A 23,493-nucleotide genomic window follows, 5' to 3' on the forward strand; every position below is an offset into this window, starting at 1 on the left:
GCGCCAGCCTTACATCCCCTTTTTCTCAATCGCACGCTCAGACAAGCGGTGCTTCAAGAAGGAACTTTTGACATGAATCTGTTCAGCACAACCGCGCTGCTTACTGTTATTGAGTCGCGCGATCGTCCGACTGCATTCATCCGGGATACATTTTTCCCGAATGGATTCCAGTCGGACAGCGAGGAAATCGCTTTCGATAAACTCAAGCGTCGGCGTAACATCGCGCCTTACGTGTCGCCGCTCATTCCGGGCCGGGAACGCGCCATCCGTGGCCGTCAGACCTCGACATTCACCCCTGCGTACCTCAAGCCAAAGAACACAGTTCGTCCCGGTGAAGGTTTCCGCCGTCGCCCCGGAGAGCCTATCAATGGCAATCTGACAGCTCAGGAACGTTATCTCCAGACAGTCACCGATATCCTTGCCGATCAGGATGACGAAATCACCCGCCGCGAGGAAATCATGGCGGCGGAAGCGCTGCGCACCGGCAAGATCGTTGTCACCGGCGAGGATTATCCGACCGTTGAAATCGATTATGGCCGTCCTGCCGGTCAGACCCTTGCTCTTGCCGGAGCAAGCCGTTGGGGCGAGGCGGGTGTTTCCATTCGCGGCACTCTGCGTTCGTGGGCAACCACGGTCGCAACTGCATCAGGCGGTGCTGTAACGGAAATCATTCTTGGTGCGGAAGCTGCCGAACTTGTACAGTCCGACGAAGAAATCCGCACCATCCTCGACAACCGCCGCCAACAGGGCGGTGAATTCCAGTTCGGCCCTGTCGCCGCTGGCAGCGAGGACATGGTCGCGATTTACCTCGGCACGGTCGGTCAGTTCAATTTCTGGCAGTACACACAGAAGTTCCAGGATGATGCGGGCAACAACATCGATGTCTGGCCGAGCTATGGTGTCGGCGTGATTGCGCCGTCGCAATTGCAGGGGTTCATGGCGCATGGCGCCATTCAGGATGTGGAAGCTCAATTGCAGCCGCTTTCTCGTTTTCCGAAAATGTGGGTCCAGCCCGATCCTTCGGCAACCATGGTCATGACCCAGTCGGCACCATTGCCAGTGCCGGGCGATCCATCCGCCTCGATGTTCGTGTCCGTCCGCTAACCGAGCGGAATTCCAGATCGCTGCACCCCCAGCGGTGCAGCGATCGCCAGTCTTTCCCGAAACAAACAGGAGCCAGTCAGATGGCAAAGAATGAAAAAACTATCCGTCAGGCATATCCGGCAACGGTCATTGTCGACGGCGAATCAATTGCGCCCGGCACCGCGGTTACCCTGCCGGAATCTGAAGCCAACAGCCTTGCCGCAACCTTCGGCGTTATTCCCGCAACTGCCGAGCACAAGCGTTCGTCCGGCAAGTCGCAAGGGCCTGATCTCAGTGTCTTGGATAAGGCCGTCGCTGATGCCCGTGCCACCTATGATGCGGCTGAAGCTGCCTTGAAAGCCGAGAACTCCGGAGACAAGGAAGCCAAGGCGTTCGAAGCGGCTGAAAAGGCGCTCGACAAGGCAGAGGCAGCTTTGGCCGAGGCCAAGGGGCAGTGATCCGTCCGGCAATCTTTTCGCCGTTGGGGGCGGCGTTCGTCGCCGCCCTCGGCAATGTTGATGCGATTGTCACGGTAGGAGGCGTCCCGCTGCCGACGCTGCGCGGGATTTTTCGCGGGGTCCGCGAAACCGATCTTCTCGAACTTGAAGGTGTCAGCGCTGAAGGCGTCAAACACGTATTCTCGGCGCAGAGCCATCTTCTCGACGGTATCAAGCGCACGGATACTGTGACAATTGCCGGAAAAACCTACGGGATTGTCGGCCACATTGACGATGGCCGCGCCATGAAACGGCTCTATCTGAGTGAGGATGAGTGATGGTTCATGTCCGCCAGCAAATCCTAGATGAATTCCGTGAACGGCTGGCACCGGTCGCTACGGAAGTGGGCGGAAACGTATCGCCGATGCGTACCGGCTCGGTTCCTGAAGAAGATATGCCCGGATTCACTGTGCTCTATACCAATGACACGTCAGAGCCTGACGGAGTTGTCTTTGACGAGATCACCGGTGAGGAACTCACCCGCTACAATCACAATCTGGCGGTCAACATCGTCCTGCATTTTAAGGGCAGGAAAGACCCGTCGCGCGAATTTGATGCTCTGGCCGAGAGGGTGGAAGCCGCGCTGCCCCCATCAACCCTTGGCGGTCTCGCCATTGATGTGCTGTTGACCGCCACCGATCATTTCATAGATCCGCAAACAGCTCTGAGCCTCGGCGCTGGCCGCATGGTGTTTGCCGTTCGCTACCGCACCTTTGCTGGCGTGCCTGACCGACCAGCCTGACCATCACGGCAAACCCGTCCGGCAAAAACCTTTCATTAACCATAGGAGATGACCATGGCCCTCGGTCGTGAGCTTGTTATCAAACGCAAAATGCCCCCTGTTGAACCGGCGACGGAAGGCTTGTTTGTTTCGGTCTGTGTAACCGAGGCGCGCTCGCTGGAAATCAACAATGAAGAAATCGACATCACCAAGCCGAACTGTGCCGATCCCGGCAGCAAGCTTGTGCTGGCGCTGATGTATGGCGTTCAGCGCATCAACGTCCAGATCGACGGCGCGGTTGTCAATAATACTGCCCGCGCAGCAATGACGGCAGATGCGGTCAATCAGGTGCTGTCGGAATATCAGATTGTTGTGCCTGGCGTCGGTACGTTCGAGGCAAATTTCCTCGTGTCTTTGACATTTTCCGGCGACAAAACCAACGAGCTGCAATGTCAGGGACGCATGTCGGCAACCGGTGTTGTCGGCTTTGAGGCTGTTGCACCATGATGGATGCGATCGCCAACCCGCTGCGCGGCGAAGCGGACTGCAAGATCGGGTCCGTTAATATCGTTCTTGTCGTCGAGTTTGCCCGCCTTGCCACACTTTGCGAGGTGGCAGGTTGTGACACGATGGACCTGCTTTATACACGGCTGATCGGGTTTCATCCAAAAACGGTCATTTCAGCCATCCGGGTTCTGACCATCCATCCGGACGGCGACAAGGAAGCCCGTGAGCTTGCCTACAAGGCGATCGGCGAACTGACCGGCGCTGATGAACCTGAGTTTCGCGATGCCATTACCAAGGCGCTCAAGGGCCATATCGACGCCGGAAAGAAGCTGCGGGGAGAACCTGATATTCTTTCCGACCTTGAAGCTGCCGTGCAGAAAGCAGCCTCGGGAAAAAAACGCAAAAGCCCTCGCTTGTAGCCGACAGCATAGGCCAGTGCCAACGCATTGCGACGGGTATCCTGAAATGGTCGCCCTCGCAGTTCTGGCGCGCGACATGGCCGGAGCTTGAGGCTGCAATCGAAGGGCATACCGGCAAGCGTAGCGACGAAGTGATCACGCCTGAACGGGCTCGTGAAATCGTCAGACATTACCCGCCGACAACCAGCATCCGAAAACAGGTGACGACATGAGCCGCACGGACATTATGGCGTTCATCGGCGCGAACGCCCAAGGCTTCTTTGATGCCATGCGACGCGTTCGCTCCGATACCAAGAATACCGCCGACAAGGCTCAGCGGGATTTTTCCGGATTATCCTCCGGGATCAACCGCTCGCTCGGCATGGTCAAGGGCGCTCTGGCTGTCGCCGGTGTTGGTTTCGGCATTGAAGGCATAACGCAAACCATATCCGAATTTGCCGATCTTGACCGCGAGGCAAAGCGGGCAGGTGTCAGTGTTCGGGCGTTTCAGGAACTGAAATTTGTCGGCGAGCGCAACCGTATTGATGTCGACGCCATGGTGGACGGCATCAAGGAACTTAGTTTGCGCACGGATGAATATCTGCAAAATGCTGGCAAGTCCGGTGTTGCGGCGGAATCCTTCAAGCGCCTCGGCTACAGCGTTTCTGAACTTGCTACCAAATTGCAGGATCCATCGGCCCTGTTTACCGAAATCATCGGCAAGCTGCAAAAGCTTGATCGCGCTGCGCAGATCCGCATTGCCGATGAATTGTTCGGTGGCTCTGCAGGCGAACGCTTTGTCCAGCTGATTGATCAGGGTGCCGATGGCATCCGGGAAACGATAGAGGAAGGTCATCGCCTCGGCGTCATCATTGATGAAGAACTGATCCGCAAGGCAACCGAGCTTGATCAGGCTTTCAATACAATTGTCACGACTGTTGGCAGCAATCTGAAACAGGCGATTGTCACCGCAGCCGACCAGCTGCGTTACTTCCTTGACCTTTTGAATGATGTCGACAGCCGCAGCATATCGACGCTTGAACAGCAGCTCACGACGAAACGCAAGCAACTTGCCAAAACCAACAGGTCCACAATGGCTCGCTTTGTCGTCAATGGTTCGGATGGCGGCGGCATTGACCGGCTCAAAGCCGAAATCGCCGAAATGGAAAAGGTCATTGCCGATCGCAAGGCGGCTGTTGAGGAAAAGCCGATCAAACTTGCCCCCATAACGATCGGCTCGGGTGAAAGCGGTGGCTCGCGCAAACCCAAGATTACCGAGGCTGAACGGGAAAAGAAAGCAATCGAAGAGCTGATTGAAGCGTTGGAAACCGAAGCGGCGGTCGCCGGATTGTCGGATGAAAAGCGCGACATTGAAGTTGCGTTGCGCAAGGCGGGTTCTGCCGCGACCGCCGATCAGAAAGAAAAGATCGAAAGCCTTATCGAGACGCGATACCGGGAAGAAAAGGCGCTAAAGGCTGTCGAAGATCAGCAAAAACGCAATGCCGATGCTGCCGAGGACTTCGCCGACATGGCGATGGACGGCATTGACGAAATTATTGACGGGACTTTCTCGGCAGAAAAAGCTCTGTCCGGGCTGGCGAAATCCATGGCGCGTGCCTTGCTGACCGGGCAGGGGCCATTTGCCAATCTGTTCGGTACTACGTCTGCAACCAGTGGCCTTGGTGGTCTCTTCAGCATGTTCTTCGGTGGCCCGAAGGCTGCGGGCGGGCCTGTCTCTCCCGGAAGTTTCTATCAGGTCAACGAAAAGGGGCAGGAGTTTTTCAGCCCCGGCACGCATGGCAGCATTATTCCGGCTGGCGGCGGCTCCGGCGCAGGTTCTGGCGGTGCACCCATATTCAATATCGATGCGCGCGGCTCGGAAGCCGGTGTTGAACAGAAAATCAAAGATGCAGTGAACGAAGCTCTCGACCAATACGACCGTGGAAACACGGCTCGCGTTGCGCAAGGCTATTCGGAAGCTGCCAGACGGAACATGATCTGATGGCCGCAGAAGCTCTTCCAGATGTTGAATATCGAGCCATGCGGTTTGTCCTGGCTGATGAGGCTGCTGCCACCGCATCGGGCGGGCGCATGCTCAATATGATCCGTGTGAACGATCCGCTGTGGACGCTCGCCTGCGAAACAATTCCATTGCATGAGCCGGACGTCCAGAAGGTTCTGGCATGGAAAGAACGCCGTCGCGGCGGGCTGCGCTCTGTGCTGGGCGTCCAAAATGTCATCTGCCGTCCTATGGCTCATGCTGCCGAGGCAAATGCGCAGCCCGCCCGCACAACCGGCACCGTCACTGTCGTCAACGGCAATACAATCACATTTGGCGGCGTGAATGCCGGATTGATCCTTGCTGCCGACGATTTGTTTGGGCTGAAGTTTGGCGAGTATCGCGCGCTCTGCCGTATTCAGACCGTCAGTTCTCCGACAGCGAATTCGCGGTCCGTTACCGTCGAGCCAATCCCTCCGGATTATGCGGCCAAGGTCGGCGCGACGGTTATCTTTGAAAACCCGTCGCTTGTCATGCGCATGGTGCCGAATTCGTTCACCTCGCCATCCGGCAATCTTCCTGTCATCGGCTGGCAGCTTGTGGAGTCTGCATTGTGATCAATCATTCCGCCGAGGTTCTCGATCTACTCGACAAAGGTCTTTGTGACGTGCGCGGTCTTTTGCGCTTTGAGTTTGGAACCGGAACTTACGGGTTCATTCGTGGCCGCTCTGTCTTCAATTGGCAGGGTCTCGATTATGTGCCGGGCGGCGTGATCGAAGTCTCCGATCTGCCGGGAGGCATCGGCTTGCAGGCGCGCCAGTTCACCATCCGTCTTTCGGCATCTGCCGAGGATAATCTTACTCCGGAAGCCTTGCAGACTATTGAGAATGAAGATTATCGCGACAGGCCGGTTCGCATTTATGACGCCTTCTTTCATCCCGATACCGGGGCGCTTCTCGACGTTCGCGGCATCAAGCGTGGCTACGTCGATATCATCGAGCATGAGGATGATGAAAAGAACGGCTACACGCTCGTAGCAAACTGCGAAACGCGTGCTCTTGATTACAGCCGCACCAATGGCCGCGTGCGCTCCGATGAAGACCAGCAGCGCCGCATAGCCAGCATCAAGACGCAACTCGGTATTGAGCGCGATCGCATTCTTGAACATGCCGTCACGCGCGGTCGTGTCGAGGTGTTTTGGGGAAGGACTTCCAAGCGATGAGAGTAAACGGTTGGGAACGGCTGCTGACCGCAGCTGTCGAGAAACATATGGCGCTTCCCTCACAGTACGGGATCTCCGATTGCTTTGTTTTCCCCATGGATTGCGTTGAGGCGATCACAGGCGTGCGCCACTGGTCTGATTGCCGCCAGTACCGGACCGAGCAGGGTGCGGGCAAATCCCTGCGCCGCAAGGGCTTTGCCAATGTCGAGGAAGCCTTCTCCTCCAAGTTTGAAGAGATACCGGTACTGATCGCCCAGCGCGGCGATATCGGCGTCATTGAAATTGATGGCGTTGTGTCAGGCGGTGTTTTTACACCGCTCGGCTTTGCCGTGCGCGATACCGAACGGGTACAGTTTCGCCCTGTCACTGATGCCAAAACCGCCTTTCGGGTGAAATAATGCCGTTTATCGCACCTGTTGTTGCCGCGATCGCCGGTGCGGTCGGCTCGGTCGGCTCGTTTTTTGCCGGTCTTGGTCTCTTTGGCAAGATTGCCATCGGCCTCGGACTTAATCTTGTCACCGCCTATCTCGACAAAAAAGCGCAGGAAAAAGCAAAGAAAGAAGCTGCCGGCGTCCAGTTCGACAAGCAGTACGGTCAGGATGTTCCGCGACAGGTTCCGGTCGGAATGGTCGGCCAGACAGGGCATGATTGCTACGTCAACACGTGGGACAAGTCCAACAAGCGTCTGCAAAATCTCTATATTCTTGGTGACTGGCCAAGCGGCGGTCTGACTGACCGCATCGGCATCAATGGCAAGTGGGAAGTTCTCGGGCCGATCGATGATGAGAAGGGTCGCGGCGTCAAAGGCGAATGGGAAAACCTGATATGGGTGAGGGATATTCCCGGAAGCCTCGCGCAGCCTGTTGATCCATATTTGCTGGCACATGCCAATCCGCAAACGCGCTGGACCGCCGAGCATCGTGGCATCGGCATGGCGATGGCAGTTGTCACCCTGAAATATGATCAGGAAAAGAACAACCAGTTTCCGGAAATCTTCTTCGAAAACCGGGGCAGCGTGTTCTACGATTTCCGCAAGGATAGTTCGGTTGGCGGCAGTGGTCCGCACCGCTGGACTGACGTATCGACTTGGGAACCCACAAGAAACCCCATGGTTGCACTGTACTGCTATATGCGCGGCCTCAAGGTCGGCGATGATCTGTTCTGCGGTATGGGCATTCTTGCGGCTGATTTGCCACTGGCAAAATGGTCACTGGCAATGTCTCTGTGTGACGAGATTGTAGAAGGGGAGCCGCGCTATCAGGTGTCGGCAATTCTCGATTGCGGCCCCGATGCAACCCATGCGACCAATGTCGAATCGCTGTTGAAGTCATGCGGCGGCTATATGATGGACGGCGTCGAGGGTATCTGGCCTGTTGTCGGTTCCGATCAGCCTATCGTCGCGACACTGACCGATGACGACATTGTCAGGCCGCGCCGTGGCCGCTTTCAACGCTGGCGCTCGCAGGGGCAGCTCGTCAACAAAATTGCCGGAACTTACCCGAACCCGGACAATCTTTGGGCCATGGAAGGCTATCCGGCGCAGATCGCCACCAATCTGCTTGCCTCCGATCGGCGTTCGCGCGACGTGCCCATGGATTTCCCCATGGTGCCGTCAAAACGGCAGGCCGCGCAGCTCGCCTCCATCTACCTTCTGGAAAACCGGCTTGAAGCGACAGCATCATGGACACTCAAGCCGCGCTGGATGGGGCTTGAGGCTGGAGACTGGATACGGGTTAATTCCAAGCGTTATGGCGACTTCACCTATCTGATTTCTGAATCGGTGCTTGCCTCTTTGGATTCCGCAGGGCCACGAAACATCAATGTCGAATTGCAGGAACGCAACGGCAGCATCTACGATGCCACTGCCAATCCGGACATTCTGTTTCCGCCTGTACCAAGCGACCCGCCAGATTATCTGTCAGAGGTGCAAAACTTCAGTGCGGTGGGCGTGGTCGTCGATGTTGGCGATGGCAAGAAATACGTTGCAATCCGCACGCTGCGCGATCCGATCGAGGATGATACTGTCGTTGCTGTTGATTTCCGCTACTGGCCGACATTGCAGCCCGGTGTTATCTTCAATCATTCCGCCAAGGCAGATGTACAGACCGTGGCACTGGTTGAAGGCATTGTCTCTAAAACTCAGTATCAGGTTCAGACGAGGCTTGTGACTGATCCGCCGAGGGTTGTTCCTTGGGCAGCACCGTTCCCCGTTACTACGCCGGATCAACCTTACACCGACGCCTATCCTCCCGGCATGGTCGAGGAAGTTCAGAAAAGTTTTCGCGAAAAACTGGCATTTATTCAAGAGAGCCTTCGCTATCATATTAAAGCAGCGCAGCAGCTCGACGAGTTCGTGGCAGAGCAGAGTGCTCAGTCGTTCGAGGACCGCAAGGAAATCGTCGCAACGGTAGGCGCGTTCAAGGCTGAGTACACCGAGACAATCCGGGTTGTCGCCAGCGATACGGCGGCTGCGGTTCTCAAGGTCGAAACACTTGAGGCCACCGTCAACGATCCTGTCACCGGTCTTGCTGCCACGGCGAACGTCACCAATACACTGTCGGTAATGGTCAATGACCCGGGAACCGGTTTGCAGGCAACATCCAATGCGGTGCAGGCCGCAACCGTCACCATAGGCAAGTTCTCGGCCAGTGGGTTGTTGCGATCAGAACAAGTCGCAACTCAGGCGGGTGCGCTATCCACGATTGCCCTTGGAATTTCGGCAACGGCTGGCGCATTGATGTCGCAAGCCGCGTTGTTCATGAGTGCCATCGCCGGTGGCCTGAGTGAACTAGGGATGGTTGCTGATCGCATTTACATGATCAATGGGAGTGATAAAGCCCGACCCTTCGTATTCCAGTCCGGCATTCTCTATCTCGATCAGGTGAAGGTCAATTCACTCGCTGCTCTGTCGGCAACGCTCGGGGCAGTGGATATCAGCAATGCCATCATCGGCAATCTGATTGTCGGCACTTCAAACCTTGGGTTTCGTGCTGTAACCGCACAGGCCAGCTACAGTTTTCCGGCAACGACAGAAGTCACTGGCAGCAATGCGCAGGACGCCGTGTGGGTGGTGAAATCCACTCAGGTCACCCAGAATCCCGAAGCGGTGCCGGTTTTTGTCGAGTATGGGCTTTTTGCCAATGCCGATGCACCAAATACGGGCGGGAGAAGTGCCATCGCGCGGGTTCGATGGCGACACGTTGAATCCAATACCGTCCTGAAGAGCGTTACCGCAAATACGTTTCAGGGTGTGGGCTCTCACAACGACACGGGGTTCTTCCTGCATGATGGCATTCTTGCCGGAACGAACACCTACGTCCTTGAGATAGCCACCAATGTTAATGGCGGCACTGCCACCACTCGCGCTTACATCAAATCAATCTGGTGGAAGAAATAGCCAGTTAAATCCCACCATTTTTCTCAACAGCAACCCGCCAGTGCGGGAAGGAGAACCCATGTCAACAATGGTCGAAAAGACAGTCGAAATTACAATTGCCGATCATGCCGAAGAAGCGCTGGCGCTCAACCAGTTCTACCAGCAACGCACCCTTGGCGTTCAGGCGATGCGCCGGACAGAGGCCGAAAAGGTGCGCGTTCTCGCCGAACAGCTCGAGGTCGCCGAGAAAGCACTTTCCGAAGCTATGGCAGAAATCGAACGGCTTTCTCCGGCAAAACCCGCCGAACACCCTGAAAAGTCTGGAAAGGCAAACTGATGGCTATTACCAATCCAGACTACAATGTGGGTACGGTCTCTATCACAGAAAATACGAAGGTTCTGACCGGCGTTAACACCATGTGGCTGTCAGCCGATCTGGAAAAAGGCGACCAGTTCGGCTTCGATGGCTATGCTCCAGCACGCATCGATACGATCAACAGCGATGGCTCCATCACGCTGCTTGATACCTGGCGCGGTCCCACTCTTGCGGATAGCCCGTACTTTATTCGTTATCAGGCGGACGGATCGGGACTGACTAGCCAGTCCATTTCGCTTCGCCGTATGCTGAGTCAGCCATTGCTGACCGCATTTGCCGGTCTTGCAGCCGCTGCCGACAAGCTCATGTATTTCACCGGTGCCAATACAATGGCACTTGTAGACTTCAAAGGGTGGGCACGGTCGCTGCTTGGCCTGACACCCGCTGCAAATAAGAGTATCTATTTCACCGATGCTAACACTGCGGCAACTTATGATCTTACAGCCGCTGGCAGAGCGCTGCTTGATGATGCTAACGCATCTGCGCAGCTTGATACACTCGGCTTCTCGGCGTTTATCAAAACGCTGATTGACGACGCAAATTCCGCCGCAGCGCGCACCACGTTGGGAGCCCAAACTGCGCTTGGATATACTCCAGTCCAGCAAGGGACAGGTACTGGGCAAACTTCCAATATAGTAAAATTAGGTTGGAATGGTGCGAATGCCTTGAAGGCGACAATTGATTTTACAGATTTGGGACGGATTTGGGCGGATTTTGAAGCCGGTCGGTCGCTAACAAGCAACGGTTATCAAAAGTTCCCCGGCGGATTAATTCTTCAGTGGGGGAGTGTTGCAGGTGCACCGACCGACTATGCACAAGCGTTTCCTATTGCATTTCCGATCTCCTGTTTTTCGGTAGTAATAATGCCGAATTTCAATACAGCTGCAATTACTTGTTACGGAGTGAATACCAGTAATATAGGAACTACAAGTTTTGATATCCGCGCCCGAAATATGACCAACGGTGGTATTCTTACCGCTCAAGGTAATCTGCCGGTTGTGTGGATGGCGGTAGGGATATAAGACCATGAAAACATTTGCTGTGTTTGACGAACAAGGTTTACCGTTAGCATTCTACAATGAAGATATGCACGGTTCTAAGACTATACCGATTTACGGTTCGGTCCCGGAACCAACTGAAGATGAGCCGAACGCCGTTGCACCTGTTCTTGGTGAGAAGCCAAACCCTGATTGTAAAATTCCGTCTAACGCAATCGAGATTACACGTAATCAGTGGTTGGAATTAATAAACAATAGCGGTCAACGTAAATGGCAAGATGGAAACGTTGTTACGTACGAGCCACCGACCCCGGAGCCAGTCGTTCCGGACCGGTTATCCCGCCGCCAGTTTCGCATGGCCCTGATCGATGCGGGACTGCTTGAACAGGTCGAGGCTTGGGTTTCCGCTCAGGACATTCGCACGCAAGCTGCCTATGCCGACAGCGGCACGTTCCTGCGCACCGATGAAATGCTCCAGCAAGGTTTTGCGAGCTTGGGCTTCACTAATCAGCAGGTAACAGAGTTCTTCTTAGCTGCTTCGGCTTTATAGACAGGTCAAATTGAGAGAGAGGCGATCCAGCAGAATATCGCCCCTCCTACGAGACCGCCGCAAATGTACAGAACGTCCCATCGGTCAAATTCAGAAGCTGTTTTATTTTTCATTCATCTAGCTTGGCGACATCGCATTAACATTTAGTGCATCGTGGCTAGCCTGATCGTGCGCCCTTTGCTCCTACACTTCGCGCGCCGCTAATTCGATGCGCAATCTAGCCCTTAAGTCCCAAACATAAACGATGCCGCGTAAAGCAGGGCAGTGACAGCAGCGGTCATAAGAAAAATCGCGATCAATCCATTTGTCATTTGATGCCCCCTATTCTTCGGCTGGCAGCATACATAAAATTCACTCCCGGGATACGAACGTCGAACCTCCCGCTGCGCTCCCGACATCGTGAGTAATTGCGCTTACACGGTATCCCGGTTCGTGCTTAACCGAGCAAAAACGACCCAGAGTGATGGACGCGACGCATAGTAATGCGACTGCCAGCAAATATGGCCAAACGCGGGTGAGGTAATTTTTGTCTTCCGGGTCCATGCTCCCTGATCCCTGGCTGACCAGTCTGCCTCAGCACGTCTGATGCAGCAATAATCAAATAGTTCTAGATCCAACCTTTAGGAAATCATCATGAAACTGACAGCAGAAATGCTGCGTCGGATCGCTATGGCGTCTCCGAATGCGAACATCGTTGCCTTGATCGTCGATGGCATAAACACCTATGGCACACGGTTCGGCCTAGATCAGCCGCACCGGATGGCCCATTACCTTGCCAATGTCGCTTTGGAAAGCGGCGGCTTCACGCGCCAGACCGAAAACCTGAATTATACAAACGCACAGCGCATCTACGATGTGTTCAAGGGATTCCGCAATAATCCTCGGTTCAAGACCGTTGCCGAGTGCCAGCCGTATGTTCGTAATCCAGAAAAGCTGGCAAACAAGGTCTACGGCAATCGAATGGGCAACACCAAGCCCGGCGATGGTTGGCTCTATCGGGGACGCACGCCGAAGCAACTGACAGGTAAATCCAACTACGCGGCATTCACCAAATGGGTGAGGGGTGTCTTTGCCGATGCGCCAGACTTCGTTGCAGATCCCGATGCGATCACTGAAAATCCTTGGAGCTTTCTTGCAACTGTATGGTTCTGGGATGTCAATGATTGCAATCGCTTTGCCGACAGGAACGATCCTGAAAACCTTCGCAGGATGATCAATGGCGGGCTGAACGGCTATGCCGATGTGCTGATCTATTATGATCGTGCCGCGCTCGTTCTACTGGGTTACGGCGTCAATGAGCTGGTCCAGTTCCAGAAAGATGCCAGGATTGATTATATGACCGGGTCTGGCCCGATCACCCGCGGCGAACTGCACAAGTCGCTCGTTGCGCTGACCGCCAAGCCTGAACAAGCAAAGACTGTTCAGGCCGCTCCTGTGGTCGAGGTAAAGGAAGTGCCGGTCAAGCTCGGCAATCCTTATAAGCCTTTCTGGCAGTCGAAAGAGTTCGTTGCTACGGCGCTGACCGGGGGCGGGGTGACCGGCACGGTATCCGCTGTCGGAACCATACCTTGGCAGAACCTTATCATTCTCATCGTGGCTGCTTTCCTCGGACTCATCGCATTCCTTGCCTGGTCCCGCCTTCAGGACCGGAAAAAGCAGCATGCAACAGCGGAGGCGATCAAATCATGATTGGACCCTTCAGCTACATTCAGATCGGGGCGGGGATCGCACTTGGTGTACTTCTCGCTTCCGGCCCCGTCTATCTCTTCGGCAAGCATGAAGGCCGTAGAGCGATCGCCATCGAGCGATTGCAGTCCGACATCAAAGCAGAGCGCGAAAGGATCGATAGCGATGCCCAAGTACAAAACCTCAGTGATTACGACTTTTGTGTTCAGTCTCTTCGTTCTCGCAGGATGCCAATCGAACCCTGCGAACCCTTGCGCGGGATTTAGAGCTGTCAATCTCAATCCGGCTGCCACGGTTGCCGTGATCCGGTTAGACCGCCCCGGTGCAGAACGTATCGAGGGCAATGATCAGAACGGCACAAGACGAGGATGCTGGAAATGACTGACCGGCAGATGATGGGAATGAGCATAGAAATGAAAATGAGCCTGGGGAACATCCTCACGATCCTGACGGTAGTTGTGGGTATCACCCTCTCATATGCGGTTATTCGGGAAGGGGTAGATCGGACAAAGATCGATGTTACCAAGCTCGAAACCCGGATCGAACGATTAGAAACCCAGAATGGTGACGTTCGGGATCGCATGACCAGAATGGAAGTCACACTCCAGAATATGGCAATCAATATTGATCGTGTGGCGCGATATGTGGACAGCACTCAAGCGCGGGGAAGTGCACAGAAGTGACGTTGGATCGGCTGAAACGAACTGAATAGTATAGCGGAGCCGCTGTTTGCAATAAGCGTCCTTAACGGTAAGGGGTCGGATTTGGCACAGAACGATCATAAGTGAAGGTTTCTACTGTCTTTGCCCCCTTTATATCGAACGGAAATCCCTTGTCGGTTAGTGTCATTTCGCGAGTTACTTCAATCGCCCGACCGGTGTCAGCGGATGTTCGGAACACAACATTTGCGCGGCGACGCCCGCGTTGCCATTCTCCGACGTATGTAATTATTTTCTGCCCATGGACGGTTTCATCCGGTTGGCGGACGCAACTGGAAAAGGCTGGGTAGTCGGGATCAAGCACCATAAGGTCTCTATGATGCAATGACCAGTTTCCATTGGCGTCACGTTCAAATTGGTCTAGGCCGTTATATCTGACCTCAACCAGGAAATTAATTTGTGTCGAACCGGGTGGTGTATGTGTCATTGTCACCTGGTACCGGCTGACGTTTCTGGTGTTTTCATAAAACTTGTTCACCTCAGCACATGAGCGATCCGCCGAGGCAGGTGAGGCAATGAATACTGCCACGAAAAATGTGAGAATTCCTGCCTGCATCATTGTTGCCCGCCTCCACCGCTCCAGAATGCAATAATTATTTGCAGACATGGCTAAAGCAAGCCATCACACGATTCGATCAGACACAATACGGCTTCTTCGGCCAGCGTGACTTGAATATGCAGATGTTGGATAGGCTGGAGCATGTAGAGCGCGACCGGCGGCAAGCGCCGCCTTAGAGGATATTGAGTGGAATTGTATGTTCAGGGAAATTCAGATTATGAAGCCAACAGCATTCACCAGAGATGCAATCGCATCGGACAGTTCCCATAGCACCGGCTTCAACGTTGCCAATATTGTAGACATTAACTGTCTGAGTGCCAAATTGAAATGCACCATCTGTGATTCGAATGACATTCAATTACCGAATTCGAATGGCGCGGGATAAACACGCGACCAGTTTCACTTTTGGTCGTTTTGCTGCTCGTTATCGCAATAGGAAAATTGAAACGTTTTTTTGAAATAACTGCGCAATCGTCGGCCCATCATGCCATGGGTGCCTGGCCTCGTGCTCCTGTTTGTCAAATAACGAGTCCATAATTATCTGCTGACGCATTGTCGCAAATTGTCTTGTGCACTGTACAAGACCTCGTAGAAGTATTCGTCACAACGTCGGGGAGTAGAGCATGACGAATTCCGCGGAAACAAGCCCTATTATTATTTGTGGTTGCCAGAGGAGCGGCACAACTGCGCTTGTCCGCATACTCAATGAAAACGAAGTTATGATTTCCAACGAATGGGCTTTATTTGCATGGCCGGCATGGGAACAGCAGTTTTCCTTAGCTGCATGGCTTGAGAACAAGAATGCCGCCGTGGAACGGAATACGTGGTTGCAACATTGGAACCATAAAATGCAATACTCTGGCCATGAGGCAGAACTCGGATTCACCTCAGCCCTCCATTCGATTTATCGTAATCGTAATGCGTGGCGATGGGGCGACAAGTGGTCAGATTATGTGTTTCACGTAGATTCCATCAGGAGACATTTTCCCCAAGCGAAGATTATTTATATTTATCGTGATGGACGCGATGTCGTTGCGAGTATGCTTCGAAAAGGCATGGCCAAAACAGTCCAAGAGGGGTTCGAACGTTGGGTAAACTCAATCAACGCTTGGCGGTCATGGGAACATGAGGTTGAGCACCTTGCTGTGAGGCAAGAAGATTTAATGCAACATCCTGACCAGCTTGCCGGCAGGATTGCTGAGTATTGCGAATTTCCATTGTTAAGTTCAAAACACGCCGCCCATGTGTTGCTCGGCGCCGATAAAGAAGTCGGGCAGGACCATGTTTCCGAGAATCCGTTCAAACATATGGGTGCTTACCGTGACCAATTCTCTGACGATGAGATACCAGCGGAAGCAGAGCATCACCTTACTGCATTAGGATATTGGTAGTATACGTGCGAGCAGCGTGTTTAGTTCAATTGCGCCGTTTAAGCCCTGCGCCGAATCTCACCCTTGCGCCGTCTAGTTCGGCTGGGGATTCTTCGACCAATGATCGATGGATGAGTCGTCTATGTATCGCCCTAGCGAACGCAGATGTGCGACAATCTCAAGTTTGAGATGATCCCGATCCCCGTATTTTTCCTGTATTCGTTGCCCATGTATGGCAACTTCATGATAGTCCTCGTAAGGGATTTCAGCATCCCCATATACGTACATGTCGTGACCGATAGCGCATATATCGCAGCCGGATTTCATCACGTCCTCAACGAAATCCGGAATCTCGCTTTCCAGCATCAATCTCCGTCGTTTGTCTGCCATCTGATACTTCCCTTCGTGGTTTTGGCTTTCCGCGCCGCTCTGGAAAGACAAACCAGTAAGGCAGGTGCTTCGATATTTTCTACTGTGTAATCCTACAGTGCCAATCAACGTAAACATGCAAACGTCGGCGTTGGAACTGATTCGCACGCTCCGCATTGAGTCCGTTTCGTAGGAGTTAGTGCCATGAGTATCGCATCCCCTAGATTTGATTACGAAGATGAGCAACAGCGTGAAGCCGAATGCCGGGAGTCATTGAAAGATCGGTTCCTCGACAAGGTATCTTGGAAGGACATGTACGCTATCCACCAAGAAGCGATCAAAGCGGGTTGGGGCTTGCCTGAGGTACAGAGGGCTATTGATGCTCTGTGCTGGAAAAGGCGATAGACTCCGGCGAAGAGTTGCCTTGTTGAACTATTGCACCTGATCAATAGCGCTTGGAGGCGGTAGTGGATCGTCTGCCCTGTTCTTAAGCGGGTTCATTCGTAAAGGCGATAACCGCAGCGTAACCGGTGTTCTCCCTCCACATTGTCCTCCGCCGTCTGATCTGTGATCGGCTGTCCATGGATGAAGAACGGGAGTTTCTCCATGGAGACTACATTGGAGTTTCTCACAACCGGGAAGCCTGGACGTGAGGTTCACCGACATTGGCCTGATGAGGTCAAGGCGAAGATCGTTTCGGAAAGCTTGAGGCCTGGCACGACGGTCAATGAAGTTGCGCAACGCTATGGATTGCGAGCGAACAGCCTTTCCACCTGGCGGACGATGGCGCGGCAGGGCAAGCTGATCGTGCCAGCACCGGAGGATGCGGTAGAGTTCGCGGCGGTGATCGTCGATCCGCCTGTTTCGGAGTCGATCCGCTGGCTTATCTGACCGCCACACTCACTGCCATCGTCAACGGCCACAAGCAGGGCCAGATACATGAGCTTTTGCCTTGGAACAATTTGCCCTTGGAGCGGAGCAACAGGCAACGGTAGCGGGGCAGATGGCTGCGCACAAATGTACGCAGCCACGTTGTTCAGTGCAGTGAGGCGCTTGCCGCAAGCCGCTCATCCTTGTCGTGTAGTGCGAAGCGGTCAATCATGTCGGCACTCGCCTCGTTAAAGCCGAGAACCTCGACCTCGTCGCCCACCTGACGGAACTTGAATACGATCTTGTCCAACGCGCCAATTGCGGTGATGTCCCAGAGATGGGCCTTTGTCAGATTTATGATGATCCGCTTCCCCTTATCCGTGAAGTCGAACGCATGGATAAAGGCTTCCGCCGACGCAAAGAAGACCTGCCCCTCTACTGCATAGGTGACACTGTTTTGTTCGGCATCCTCCACGCGCGTGACCCTGAACAGACGGGCTACCTTGCCAGCAAAAAAGATGCCGGACAGCAGGACGCCAACGATCACGCCCTTTGCCAGATCATGCGTTGCGACGACAGTAATGATCGTCGCCAACATGACCACAGAGGACGGAAGCGGATGGCGTCTCAGGTCGAGGATCGACCGCCAGGAGAAAGTGCCAATGGAAACCATAATCATAACCGCAACAAGCGCGGCCATGGGGATGATCTGGACGAGGTCGTTAAGGACGACGATTAGGAACAACAGGAAAGCACCCGCGACGAACGTTGAAAGCCGTCCTCGACCGCCAGATGTTACGTTGATGACCGACTGTCCGATCATGGCGCATCCGCCCATGCCGCCGATCAGTGCCGAGGCGATATTCCCCGCGCCCTGTCCAACGCATTCCTGACTTTTGTTGCTGGGCGTATCCGTCATATCGTCGACGATCTGCGCGGTAAGCAGCGATTCTAGCAGTCCTACGGCAGCGAGCGTCACTGAGTATGGGAAGATGATCTGCAGCGTTTCCCAGGTCAACGGAACCTGCGGAAGCATCAGGAATGGGATCGAAGACGGAAGTTCGCCGAGGTCGCCGACGGTGCGTAGGTCCATGCCAAACCACCATGCCATGGCCGTGAGGACCGCGATGGCCACGAGCGGCGATGGGATCGCCTTGGTCACGTATGGAAAGAGGTAGATGATGGCGAGGCCGCCCGCGATCATCACGTAGGTGAGCGTCGGGACCCCAATAAGTTCAGGCAACTGGGCCATGAAGATCAGGATCGCAAGTGCGTTGACGAAGCCCGTGATGACCGACCGGGAGACGAAGCGCATCACGCGGCCGAGCCTCAGCCATCCCGCGACGATCTGGATGACGCCCATCAAGATGGTGGCGGCGAACAGATACTGAAGACCGTGCTCTTTGACCAACGAGATCATGACGACAGCGGTCGCGGCCGTCGCAGCAGAGATCATGCCCGGCCGACCGCCCACAAAGGCCGCCACGCAGGCGATTGCGAAGGAGGCGTACAGGCCGACCTTGGGATCGACACCCGCAATCACCGAGAAGCCTATCGCTTCCGGGATAAGCGCGAGAGCGACGACGATACCCGAAAGCACATCGCCACGGATGTTGGAGAACCACTCCTGACGGTAGTTTGAAAGAGTTCGCATGGGAGATTTTTCACAGTTGAGGCAACGGGCCGAGCAAAACTCGGTCCTCGAAAATGGAACAGGTTGCGTTGCTGTGTTGTCTGGCGGATCGGCGGCCAGAAGAGCCACCCGGAGTTTCACCGGGTCCTTGTGGATGACACTAAGTAGCTCACGCAGTCCAGTTTTGCAATTATGTCTCGGTCTGAACCAGCCACAAAACATAGGACGCGGCGGTCAAGGTGCGGATGCGACACCGGTTACACCGCAGCAGCAACAATTGCAACTATTGTCCAAGACACTTGCCTTGTCATTTTATATCAGTTCCCCTTGGGCACAGCATAAACCTCCGCATGGTCAGCGGCCTCGCGCATGCCTTTGAACGACGCGTGCCGAAGTTTGTTGTCGCCGGTCCACGCACGGTATTCAATTTCCGCGACCAGGATAGGGTCGGTGAAGATAAGCTTCTTGCACTTGATCGTGTCTGCGGGCTTATCAATTTGAATCGCATCAAGCTGTTTGCGGATGTCCTTGGCTTGCTGATGTTTAAAGCCGGTGCCAACGGAACCAACATACACCAGCCCATCGCCTTGCTTGGCGGCAAGCAACAGGCTGGCGATCGCGCCGCGCACTGCTGTTGAGGGGTTCGTAACCAATGACAACAAAGCTGTCGCTCTGTATGCACTTGATCTTCAGCCACCGTAAATGAAGGGCCTTACTTCCAAGCCCAGAGCTTGTTGCCCGCAATCTGCGACATTTCATTAATGAACCGATCGGGTCTGGATGAAAGATAATCGTCCATCTGCTGAAAGCGATTAAATTCTCCATGTATATAAGGAGAGAACTGAAGGCGGACCTGTTTCAACAATTCATTCGCTTCAGGAGAGGCCGCGAACATTCTGTATAGCTCAAACGATGACTTCGGCTCACGGGTATCGTCCAGAGAACGCCACATCGTGATGAACTTGTTGATGAGTGCCAGACTGGAATCTGGCTTTGTCGTGACCTTTGAAGGCGCAATCGCCAGAGCGAATTGTTCCGCCTCTGTCATTATCTCCGCATATCTGTGTGTGGATTGAGGTATGTGCGCGCCATTTACCGTCAAAGCACCCATTGCCACCGCGATTGGAAACTGAACCAATCCATCGAACTGTATAAAGACATGAAAGGCCGTGTCGATTCTCACAATCGCACAACACTGATTCTCCGCTGGGTCCGGAACAGGGCCTTTCCACCGCGTTGCTTTGGCAGTCGATTGAACAAATTTCCTCGTGGAAAGGATATCTATCTCACTGACAATAACTTTTGACACGAACTTTACTGGCTCAAGCCCGTTGTTAACAGCGTCAAACTGCGTCATTTATTTACCATTTCTTAATGATTACAAGGGCTTGACGTTAACAAGTGGTTAAATGTGGCCATTTTCGTGATAAAATGGCAACACCAAGGCACCAAGCGATACTCAAACATGACTTGGCGATTGCTGTATCCGATAAAATTGGATTAAACAGTGTTGGTCCACAAGACATTACGTTGAAACTTTGACTGGAGGTCAAAATGAACATTAAGAGCCTACTTCTCGGCTCCGCTGCAGCCCTCGTTGCAGTATCCGGCGCACGCGCTGCAGACGCAGTTGTTGTTGCAGAACCAGAACCAGTCGAGTACGTTCGCGTTTGCGACACATACGGCGCTGGCTTCTTCTACATCCCAGGCACCGAAACCTGCTTGAAGATCAGCGGTTACGTTCGTTACGACGCAGTTGCTGGCGACGATCCATACAGCGGCGTTGAGCTTGACACATGGGCAAAGCAGGCACGTGCTGTTCTCCGTTTCGACGCTCGTAGCGAAACAGAACTTGGCACATTGCGTTCGTTCATCGAAACACGTTTCGATCACAAGGCATACGGCGGCCGTGACAATGCAGACATCGATGCTTATTACAGCAACGGTGGTTACGTTTCACACGCTTACATCGAACTCGGTGGTTTCCGCGTTGGTGTTTCCGACTCGCTGTATGATACATGGACCGGTTCAGCTGGTAACGTAATCTCCGATGACGTTATTGCTTATGCAAACGGCCGTACAAACCAGATGAGCTACACCTTTGCTGGTGGCAATGGCTTCTCTGCAATGATCGGTTTGGAACAGGGCGACTCTGATCACCTGATCGAAGACTACATGCCACACGTTGTTGCTGGTGCGAAGTTTGAGCAGGCTTGGGGCGCAATCTCCGCTGTTGCAGCTTACGACTCAGTTGTTGAAGAATTCGCTGGTAAGGTTCGTTTGGACGTTAACTTCACAGACACAGTATCCGCTTTCGTAATGGGTGGTTACCAGTCTAACGAAGACGATCTGGATGTAATTGCTGAAGGCGGCAACTACTACGGTTCGTGGAACGGCGACTACGCAATCTGGGGCGGTCTGTCTGCTAAGGTTTCCGAGAAGGCAACTGTCAATGCGCAGGTTGCTTACGAAGAAGCTGGCACATTCGCTGCTGCTTTGAACGTGAACTACGAAATCGTACCAGGCTTCGTAATCACTCCAGAAGTAAACTACGCTTCGTTTGACGAAAGCCGTGGTTCAGGCGACGACGCTTTCACAGGTATCGTACGTTTCCAGCGTAACTTCTAATCCTTCACTGGATTTAGGTTGAATGATCAGAGGGCTTCGGTCCTCTGATTTTTTTTGACTTTCTTTCAATTTCGCGTAATGCTTGATTGTGTCTTCAGCGGCGTAGAAGGACTGCGCTACTGGTCGTGATGAGATCTCCAGTCACATCACTTTGACAAAAACGGTGGGCTTAACGGCTCACCGTTTTTTATTGTAGGTTGCCACAGTTCGGAAGAGAACGCTCCCAGCGCGTCTAAACTCAGCAAGTGCTACATTTCATAAAAGGTAATTGGCTGGCGCTTTGAGCGCGCCACTTCGTCCTATCTCGAGGACATGCGACTTGCAGCACGCAACTATCACAAGCGCAGTGGGGTGTGAATTAGAATGGCATGTTGGGCCACATTGCGGGCCACTTACTGGGCCACATTCTTGCTTCATGCTGAAAAAAATCCAGCAATCGTTGGCACTATTTTTTCTTGGTGAAGCGACCCGTCGGTACCATCGTTACGCCACATAACCCATTCACGCCGTCGAAACAGTTGCACTACACGGGGACTGCCCTCAGAATGTATCCTAATACGTAATTTCCCTTTGGCAGATTTCAAATTCATCGGCAAGGTTCTCACATGAAAGACATTCTGCCTGGCTACTTTACTCCAACTGAAGCAGAATTCGGCTCATTGTGGGCCGATGCAATAATCGTACCCGATGCGAATGTACTTTTATCACTACTTCGGCTTGGAAAAGAAGCACGGGAAGAGGTGCTAGCCACGCTAAAGTCCTTCGATGCACGGCTCTGGATTCCACACCAGATTGCACTCGAGTTCGCAAGAAATTGGCGAAATATCGAAAAGTTGAATGTAGTACATTTCCAGAAAGAAAAAGACTCGATTTCCAAAGCGAAGAATCAAATCATCGAAGCATTGGGGAAAGTCACGCGGTTCTCTGTGGTTGACGTACCTCTTCATAAGGGGAAAGTCGAAGAAATGGTAAGTTCCTTGTTAAGGGAACTTGAGCAGGCTGCAGAAAGACTCCCTCGTTCCGATACTGCCGAACAGATCGTCGCGGAGATTGCTGCGTTGTTTGCAGGTAAAGTCGGGCCGGAGACAGATCACGAAACGCTCGCACAGTGGTTTACTGAAGGCAAAAAGCGATATGAGCTGAAAATTCCACCCGGCTACGAAGATGCGAAAGAGAAAGAGGGTAATGAGATATTTGGCGATCTCGTTCTATGGAAACAAATTAACGGGCATGCCGCGTTGAGTGAACGGGACGTCATTTTTATAACAGACGACCGGAAAGAGGATTGGGTGTTAAAGCAGGACGGTCGCCTAATTTGCCCCCGACCTGAACTGCTACAAGAATTTTGGAAAAACACGGGTCAACGATTTTATTTGTATCAACCAGCACCTTTTTTGGTCATTGCGAAAAAGACTAGCGGTATCAACGTTTCAGAGAAATCGTTGGAAGAGGTACAAAACTTGGAGCCCGTCGTGCGACAGCCGACAAACAATATTGAACGAGCAAAATTGATAAATTCCTTGCTGGGGGACATTGATCCCATCAAAGAACAGGTTGAGGCATTGAAAGAGGAGATTGCCATAACCGATGCCTGGTTCGATACGTTGCCTTCTAAACAACAAGCCGAGTTACTGTCTGCCCACGTCGCAAATAAACGTCGAATGCTTGATGAGATAAATAGAAATCTTGAACGGGCAAGCGTTATAACTGATAAGGCGCTTGAGATGCGATCAGGTATAGTCAATTTTGGGACCATTCCTGGAACGGCGTTCGATTGACCCTAACCGGCTGAGAACTACTTTTTTGCGACGTTTAACATTATTCAGCAATTCGGCCAATGCCGACATTGGTAAATCCAATCGTGCAATCGGATATCGCTGTGCTCCGCGTCATTCGCGGTGCACTCTATCAGCACCATCACTGGTAGCCCCA

Annotated in this window: 28 protein-coding genes, 1 pseudogene and 1 other annotated feature; of the genes and pseudogenes, 24 read left to right on the top strand and 5 right to left on the bottom strand. The window is 53.4% G+C overall.

What is annotated here, in order from left to right; translation table 11 throughout:
* Positions 1 to 72: 72 nt before the first annotated feature.
* The 18 genes from AC6CHM_RS09830 to AC6CHM_RS09915 all read left to right on the top strand — a co-directional run bounded on the left by AC6CHM_RS09830 (position 73) and on the right by AC6CHM_RS09915 (position 14,096).
* Positions 73 to 1,104: a major capsid protein gene (locus tag AC6CHM_RS09830; protein WP_498172944.1), complete on the top strand. Its 1,032-nt coding sequence runs from the start codon at positions 73 to 75 to the stop codon at positions 1,102 to 1,104.
* An 80-nt stretch (positions 1,105 to 1,184) separates the two neighbouring features.
* The gene (locus AC6CHM_RS09835; protein ID WP_498172945.1) at positions 1,185 to 1,541 is read left to right on the top strand and encodes a hypothetical protein; all 357 of its coding nucleotides are present in this window, start codon (positions 1,185 to 1,187) and stop codon (positions 1,539 to 1,541) included.
* Positions 1,538 to 1,858: a head-tail joining protein gene (locus AC6CHM_RS09840; protein WP_498172947.1), complete on the top strand. Its 321-nt coding sequence runs from the start codon at positions 1,538 to 1,540 to the stop codon at positions 1,856 to 1,858. Before AC6CHM_RS09835 ends, AC6CHM_RS09840 begins: the two co-directional genes overlap by 4 nt.
* Positions 1,858 to 2,322 carry a hypothetical protein gene (locus tag AC6CHM_RS09845; RefSeq protein WP_498172948.1) on the top strand — a complete coding sequence of 155 codons (465 nt, stop codon included), beginning with the start codon at positions 1,858 to 1,860 and terminating at the stop codon, positions 2,320 to 2,322. Before AC6CHM_RS09840 ends, AC6CHM_RS09845 begins: the two co-directional genes overlap by 1 nt.
* Before the next feature lie 54 nt (positions 2,323 to 2,376).
* The gene (locus AC6CHM_RS09850; protein ID WP_498172950.1) at positions 2,377 to 2,808 is read left to right on the top strand and encodes a phage tail tube protein; all 432 of its coding nucleotides are present in this window, start codon (positions 2,377 to 2,379) and stop codon (positions 2,806 to 2,808) included.
* Positions 2,805 to 3,227: a hypothetical protein gene (locus AC6CHM_RS09855; RefSeq protein WP_498172952.1), complete on the top strand. Its 423-nt coding sequence runs from the start codon at positions 2,805 to 2,807 to the stop codon at positions 3,225 to 3,227. The genes AC6CHM_RS09850 and AC6CHM_RS09855 overlap by 4 nt, the downstream gene beginning before the upstream one ends.
* A gap of 26 nt (positions 3,228 to 3,253) precedes the next feature.
* The gene (locus tag AC6CHM_RS09860) at positions 3,254 to 3,439 is read left to right on the top strand and encodes a phage tail assembly chaperone (protein WP_498173296.1); all 186 of its coding nucleotides are present in this window, start codon (positions 3,254 to 3,256) and stop codon (positions 3,437 to 3,439) included.
* Positions 3,436 to 5,208: a hypothetical protein gene (locus AC6CHM_RS09865; protein ID WP_498172954.1), complete on the top strand. Its 1,773-nt coding sequence runs from the start codon at positions 3,436 to 3,438 to the stop codon at positions 5,206 to 5,208. Before AC6CHM_RS09860 ends, AC6CHM_RS09865 begins: the two co-directional genes overlap by 4 nt.
* Entirely contained in the window at positions 5,208 to 5,822 is a 615-nt protein-coding gene (locus AC6CHM_RS09870) for a hypothetical protein (RefSeq protein WP_498172955.1), read from the top strand. The genes AC6CHM_RS09865 and AC6CHM_RS09870 overlap by 1 nt, the downstream gene beginning before the upstream one ends.
* Positions 5,819 to 6,427: a DUF2163 domain-containing protein gene (locus AC6CHM_RS09875; protein WP_498172957.1), complete on the top strand. Its 609-nt coding sequence runs from the start codon at positions 5,819 to 5,821 to the stop codon at positions 6,425 to 6,427. The genes AC6CHM_RS09870 and AC6CHM_RS09875 overlap by 4 nt, the downstream gene beginning before the upstream one ends.
* Positions 6,424 to 6,825 carry a DUF6950 family protein gene (locus tag AC6CHM_RS09880; protein ID WP_498172958.1) on the top strand — a complete coding sequence of 134 codons (402 nt, stop codon included), beginning with the start codon at positions 6,424 to 6,426 and terminating at the stop codon, positions 6,823 to 6,825. Before AC6CHM_RS09875 ends, AC6CHM_RS09880 begins: the two co-directional genes overlap by 4 nt.
* On the top strand, positions 6,825 to 9,824 hold the full coding sequence (locus tag AC6CHM_RS09885; protein ID WP_498172959.1) for a phage tail protein: 3,000 nt from the start codon (positions 6,825 to 6,827) through the stop codon (positions 9,822 to 9,824). Before AC6CHM_RS09880 ends, AC6CHM_RS09885 begins: the two co-directional genes overlap by 1 nt.
* Before the next feature lie 58 nt (positions 9,825 to 9,882).
* The gene (locus AC6CHM_RS09890; protein ID WP_498172961.1) at positions 9,883 to 10,140 is read left to right on the top strand and encodes a hypothetical protein; all 258 of its coding nucleotides are present in this window, start codon (positions 9,883 to 9,885) and stop codon (positions 10,138 to 10,140) included.
* Positions 10,140 to 11,201: a gp53-like domain-containing protein gene (locus AC6CHM_RS09895; protein WP_498172963.1), complete on the top strand. Its 1,062-nt coding sequence runs from the start codon at positions 10,140 to 10,142 to the stop codon at positions 11,199 to 11,201. Before AC6CHM_RS09890 ends, AC6CHM_RS09895 begins: the two co-directional genes overlap by 1 nt.
* Positions 11,202 to 11,205: 4 nt before the next feature.
* The gene (locus AC6CHM_RS09900; RefSeq protein WP_498172964.1) at positions 11,206 to 11,727 is read left to right on the top strand and encodes a hypothetical protein; all 522 of its coding nucleotides are present in this window, start codon (positions 11,206 to 11,208) and stop codon (positions 11,725 to 11,727) included.
* Between the two features lie 633 nt (positions 11,728 to 12,360).
* Positions 12,361 to 13,416, top strand: coding sequence for a glycoside hydrolase family 19 protein (locus tag AC6CHM_RS09905; protein ID WP_498172966.1), 1,056 nt, complete (start codon positions 12,361 to 12,363; stop codon positions 13,414 to 13,416).
* Positions 13,413 to 13,679, top strand: coding sequence for a hypothetical protein (locus AC6CHM_RS09910; RefSeq protein ID WP_498172969.1), 267 nt, complete (start codon positions 13,413 to 13,415; stop codon positions 13,677 to 13,679). The genes AC6CHM_RS09905 and AC6CHM_RS09910 overlap by 4 nt, the downstream gene beginning before the upstream one ends.
* A 111-nt stretch (positions 13,680 to 13,790) precedes the next feature.
* Positions 13,791 to 14,096, top strand: a complete 306-nt coding sequence (locus AC6CHM_RS09915) for a hypothetical protein (RefSeq protein ID WP_498172971.1) — start codon at positions 13,791 to 13,793, stop codon at positions 14,094 to 14,096.
* Between the two features lie 61 nt (positions 14,097 to 14,157).
* On the opposite strand, the gene AC6CHM_RS09920 is transcribed toward AC6CHM_RS09915, so the two are convergent.
* Positions 14,158 to 14,691 carry a hypothetical protein gene (locus tag AC6CHM_RS09920; protein ID WP_498172972.1) on the bottom strand — a complete coding sequence of 178 codons (534 nt, stop codon included), beginning with the start codon at positions 14,689 to 14,691 and terminating at the stop codon, positions 14,158 to 14,160.
* A gap of 623 nt (positions 14,692 to 15,314) precedes the next feature.
* On the opposite strand from AC6CHM_RS09920, the gene AC6CHM_RS09925 reads away from it, so the two are divergent.
* Positions 15,315 to 16,082 carry a sulfotransferase family protein gene (locus tag AC6CHM_RS09925; RefSeq protein WP_498172973.1) on the top strand — a complete coding sequence of 256 codons (768 nt, stop codon included), beginning with the start codon at positions 15,315 to 15,317 and terminating at the stop codon, positions 16,080 to 16,082.
* A gap of 72 nt (positions 16,083 to 16,154) precedes the next feature.
* Here the strand turns inward: AC6CHM_RS09925 and AC6CHM_RS09930 are convergent, their stop codons facing one another.
* Entirely contained in the window at positions 16,155 to 16,451 is a 297-nt protein-coding gene (locus AC6CHM_RS09930; RefSeq protein ID WP_498172975.1) for a Y4lK-related protein, read from the bottom strand.
* Positions 16,452 to 16,634: 183 nt separating this feature from the next.
* On the opposite strand from AC6CHM_RS09930, the gene AC6CHM_RS09935 reads away from it, so the two are divergent.
* The 3 genes and pseudogenes from AC6CHM_RS09935 to AC6CHM_RS09945 all read left to right on the top strand — a co-directional run.
* Positions 16,635 to 16,835: a hypothetical protein gene (locus tag AC6CHM_RS09935; protein ID WP_498172976.1), complete on the top strand. Its 201-nt coding sequence runs from the start codon at positions 16,635 to 16,637 to the stop codon at positions 16,833 to 16,835.
* A gap of 201 nt (positions 16,836 to 17,036) precedes the next feature.
* Entirely contained in the window at positions 17,037 to 17,321 is a 285-nt protein-coding gene (locus tag AC6CHM_RS09940) for a transposase (protein ID WP_498172977.1), read from the top strand.
* A pseudogene (locus tag AC6CHM_RS09945) lies at positions 17,300 to 17,425 on the top strand (transposase domain-containing protein); the annotation flags it as partial. The gene AC6CHM_RS09940 and the pseudogene AC6CHM_RS09945, both read left to right, overlap by 22 nt.
* Before the next feature lie 41 nt (positions 17,426 to 17,466).
* On the opposite strand, the gene AC6CHM_RS09950 reads toward AC6CHM_RS09945, so the two are convergent.
* From AC6CHM_RS09950 to AC6CHM_RS09960, 3 genes are all read right to left on the bottom strand, one after another.
* Positions 17,467 to 18,954, bottom strand: coding sequence for a SulP family inorganic anion transporter (locus AC6CHM_RS09950; RefSeq protein ID WP_498172978.1), 1,488 nt, complete (start codon positions 18,952 to 18,954; stop codon positions 17,467 to 17,469).
* A 74-nt stretch (positions 18,955 to 19,028) separates the two neighbouring features.
* Positions 19,029 to 19,084 (bottom strand) — a sequence feature (sul1 is cis-regulatory element that is thought to sense ions involved in sulfur or methionine metabolism; They are found in Alphaproteobacteria).
* Between the two features lie 166 nt (positions 19,085 to 19,250).
* The gene (locus AC6CHM_RS09955; RefSeq protein WP_498172980.1) at positions 19,251 to 19,592 is read right to left on the bottom strand and encodes an ATP dependent DNA ligase; all 342 of its coding nucleotides are present in this window, start codon (positions 19,590 to 19,592) and stop codon (positions 19,251 to 19,253) included.
* Positions 19,593 to 19,645: 53 nt separating this feature from the next.
* Positions 19,646 to 20,290, bottom strand: coding sequence for a hypothetical protein (locus AC6CHM_RS09960; protein ID WP_498172981.1), 645 nt, complete (start codon positions 20,288 to 20,290; stop codon positions 19,646 to 19,648).
* Between the two features lie 197 nt (positions 20,291 to 20,487).
* Here AC6CHM_RS09960 and AC6CHM_RS09965 point away from each other — a divergent pair, with 197 nt between their 5' ends.
* A complete protein-coding gene (locus AC6CHM_RS09965; protein ID WP_498172983.1) occupies positions 20,488 to 21,561 on the top strand; it encodes a porin in 1,074 nt (357 codons plus the stop codon).
* Positions 21,562 to 22,166: 605 nt separating this feature from the next.
* Entirely contained in the window at positions 22,167 to 23,339 is a 1,173-nt protein-coding gene (locus AC6CHM_RS09970) for a PIN-like domain-containing protein (RefSeq protein WP_498172985.1), read from the top strand.
* The last annotated feature ends 154 nt before the right edge of the window (positions 23,340 to 23,493 follow it).

Source organism: Phyllobacterium sp. GQ127 (assembly GCF_059758635.1).

Excerpts from the sequence above, each read along its gene's own strand:
- AC6CHM_RS09970 (WP_498172985.1), top strand. The coding sequence starts at position 22,167 with ATGAAAGACATTCTGCCTGGCTACTTTACTCCAACTGAAGCAGAATTC.
- AC6CHM_RS09890 (WP_498172961.1), top strand. The coding sequence starts at position 9,883 with ATGTCAACAATGGTCGAAAAGACAGTCGAAATTACAATTGCCGATCAT.
- AC6CHM_RS09835 (WP_498172945.1), top strand. The coding sequence starts at position 1,185 with ATGGCAAAGAATGAAAAAACTATCCGTCAGGCATATCCGGCAACGGTC.
- AC6CHM_RS09850 (WP_498172950.1), top strand. The coding sequence starts at position 2,377 with ATGGCCCTCGGTCGTGAGCTTGTTATCAAACGCAAAATGCCCCCTGTT.
- AC6CHM_RS09865 (WP_498172954.1), top strand. The coding sequence starts at position 3,436 with ATGAGCCGCACGGACATTATGGCGTTCATCGGCGCGAACGCCCAAGGC.
- AC6CHM_RS09950 (WP_498172978.1), bottom strand. The coding sequence starts at position 18,954 with ATGCGAACTCTTTCAAACTACCGTCAGGAGTGGTTCTCCAACATCCGT.
- AC6CHM_RS09925 (WP_498172973.1), top strand. The coding sequence starts at position 15,315 with ATGACGAATTCCGCGGAAACAAGCCCTATTATTATTTGTGGTTGCCAG.
- AC6CHM_RS09960 (WP_498172981.1), bottom strand. The coding sequence starts at position 20,290 with ATGACGCAGTTTGACGCTGTTAACAACGGGCTTGAGCCAGTAAAGTTC.
- AC6CHM_RS09915 (WP_498172971.1), top strand. The coding sequence starts at position 13,791 with ATGACTGACCGGCAGATGATGGGAATGAGCATAGAAATGAAAATGAGC.
- AC6CHM_RS09940 (WP_498172977.1), top strand. The coding sequence starts at position 17,037 with ATGGAGACTACATTGGAGTTTCTCACAACCGGGAAGCCTGGACGTGAG.
- AC6CHM_RS09935 (WP_498172976.1), top strand. The coding sequence starts at position 16,635 with ATGAGTATCGCATCCCCTAGATTTGATTACGAAGATGAGCAACAGCGT.
- AC6CHM_RS09930 (WP_498172975.1), bottom strand. The coding sequence starts at position 16,451 with ATGGCAGACAAACGACGGAGATTGATGCTGGAAAGCGAGATTCCGGAT.
- AC6CHM_RS09895 (WP_498172963.1), top strand. The coding sequence starts at position 10,140 with ATGGCTATTACCAATCCAGACTACAATGTGGGTACGGTCTCTATCACA.
- AC6CHM_RS09885 (WP_498172959.1), top strand. The coding sequence starts at position 6,825 with ATGCCGTTTATCGCACCTGTTGTTGCCGCGATCGCCGGTGCGGTCGGC.
- AC6CHM_RS09900 (WP_498172964.1), top strand. The coding sequence starts at position 11,206 with ATGAAAACATTTGCTGTGTTTGACGAACAAGGTTTACCGTTAGCATTC.
- AC6CHM_RS09880 (WP_498172958.1), top strand. The coding sequence starts at position 6,424 with ATGAGAGTAAACGGTTGGGAACGGCTGCTGACCGCAGCTGTCGAGAAA.
- AC6CHM_RS09870 (WP_498172955.1), top strand. The coding sequence starts at position 5,208 with ATGGCCGCAGAAGCTCTTCCAGATGTTGAATATCGAGCCATGCGGTTT.
- AC6CHM_RS09910 (WP_498172969.1), top strand. The coding sequence starts at position 13,413 with ATGATTGGACCCTTCAGCTACATTCAGATCGGGGCGGGGATCGCACTT.
- AC6CHM_RS09905 (WP_498172966.1), top strand. The coding sequence starts at position 12,361 with ATGAAACTGACAGCAGAAATGCTGCGTCGGATCGCTATGGCGTCTCCG.
- AC6CHM_RS09920 (WP_498172972.1), bottom strand. The coding sequence starts at position 14,691 with ATGATGCAGGCAGGAATTCTCACATTTTTCGTGGCAGTATTCATTGCC.
- AC6CHM_RS09830 (WP_498172944.1), top strand. The coding sequence starts at position 73 with ATGAATCTGTTCAGCACAACCGCGCTGCTTACTGTTATTGAGTCGCGC.
- AC6CHM_RS09845 (WP_498172948.1), top strand. The coding sequence starts at position 1,858 with ATGGTTCATGTCCGCCAGCAAATCCTAGATGAATTCCGTGAACGGCTG.
- AC6CHM_RS09965 (WP_498172983.1), top strand. The coding sequence starts at position 20,488 with ATGAACATTAAGAGCCTACTTCTCGGCTCCGCTGCAGCCCTCGTTGCA.
- AC6CHM_RS09855 (WP_498172952.1), top strand. The coding sequence starts at position 2,805 with ATGATGGATGCGATCGCCAACCCGCTGCGCGGCGAAGCGGACTGCAAG.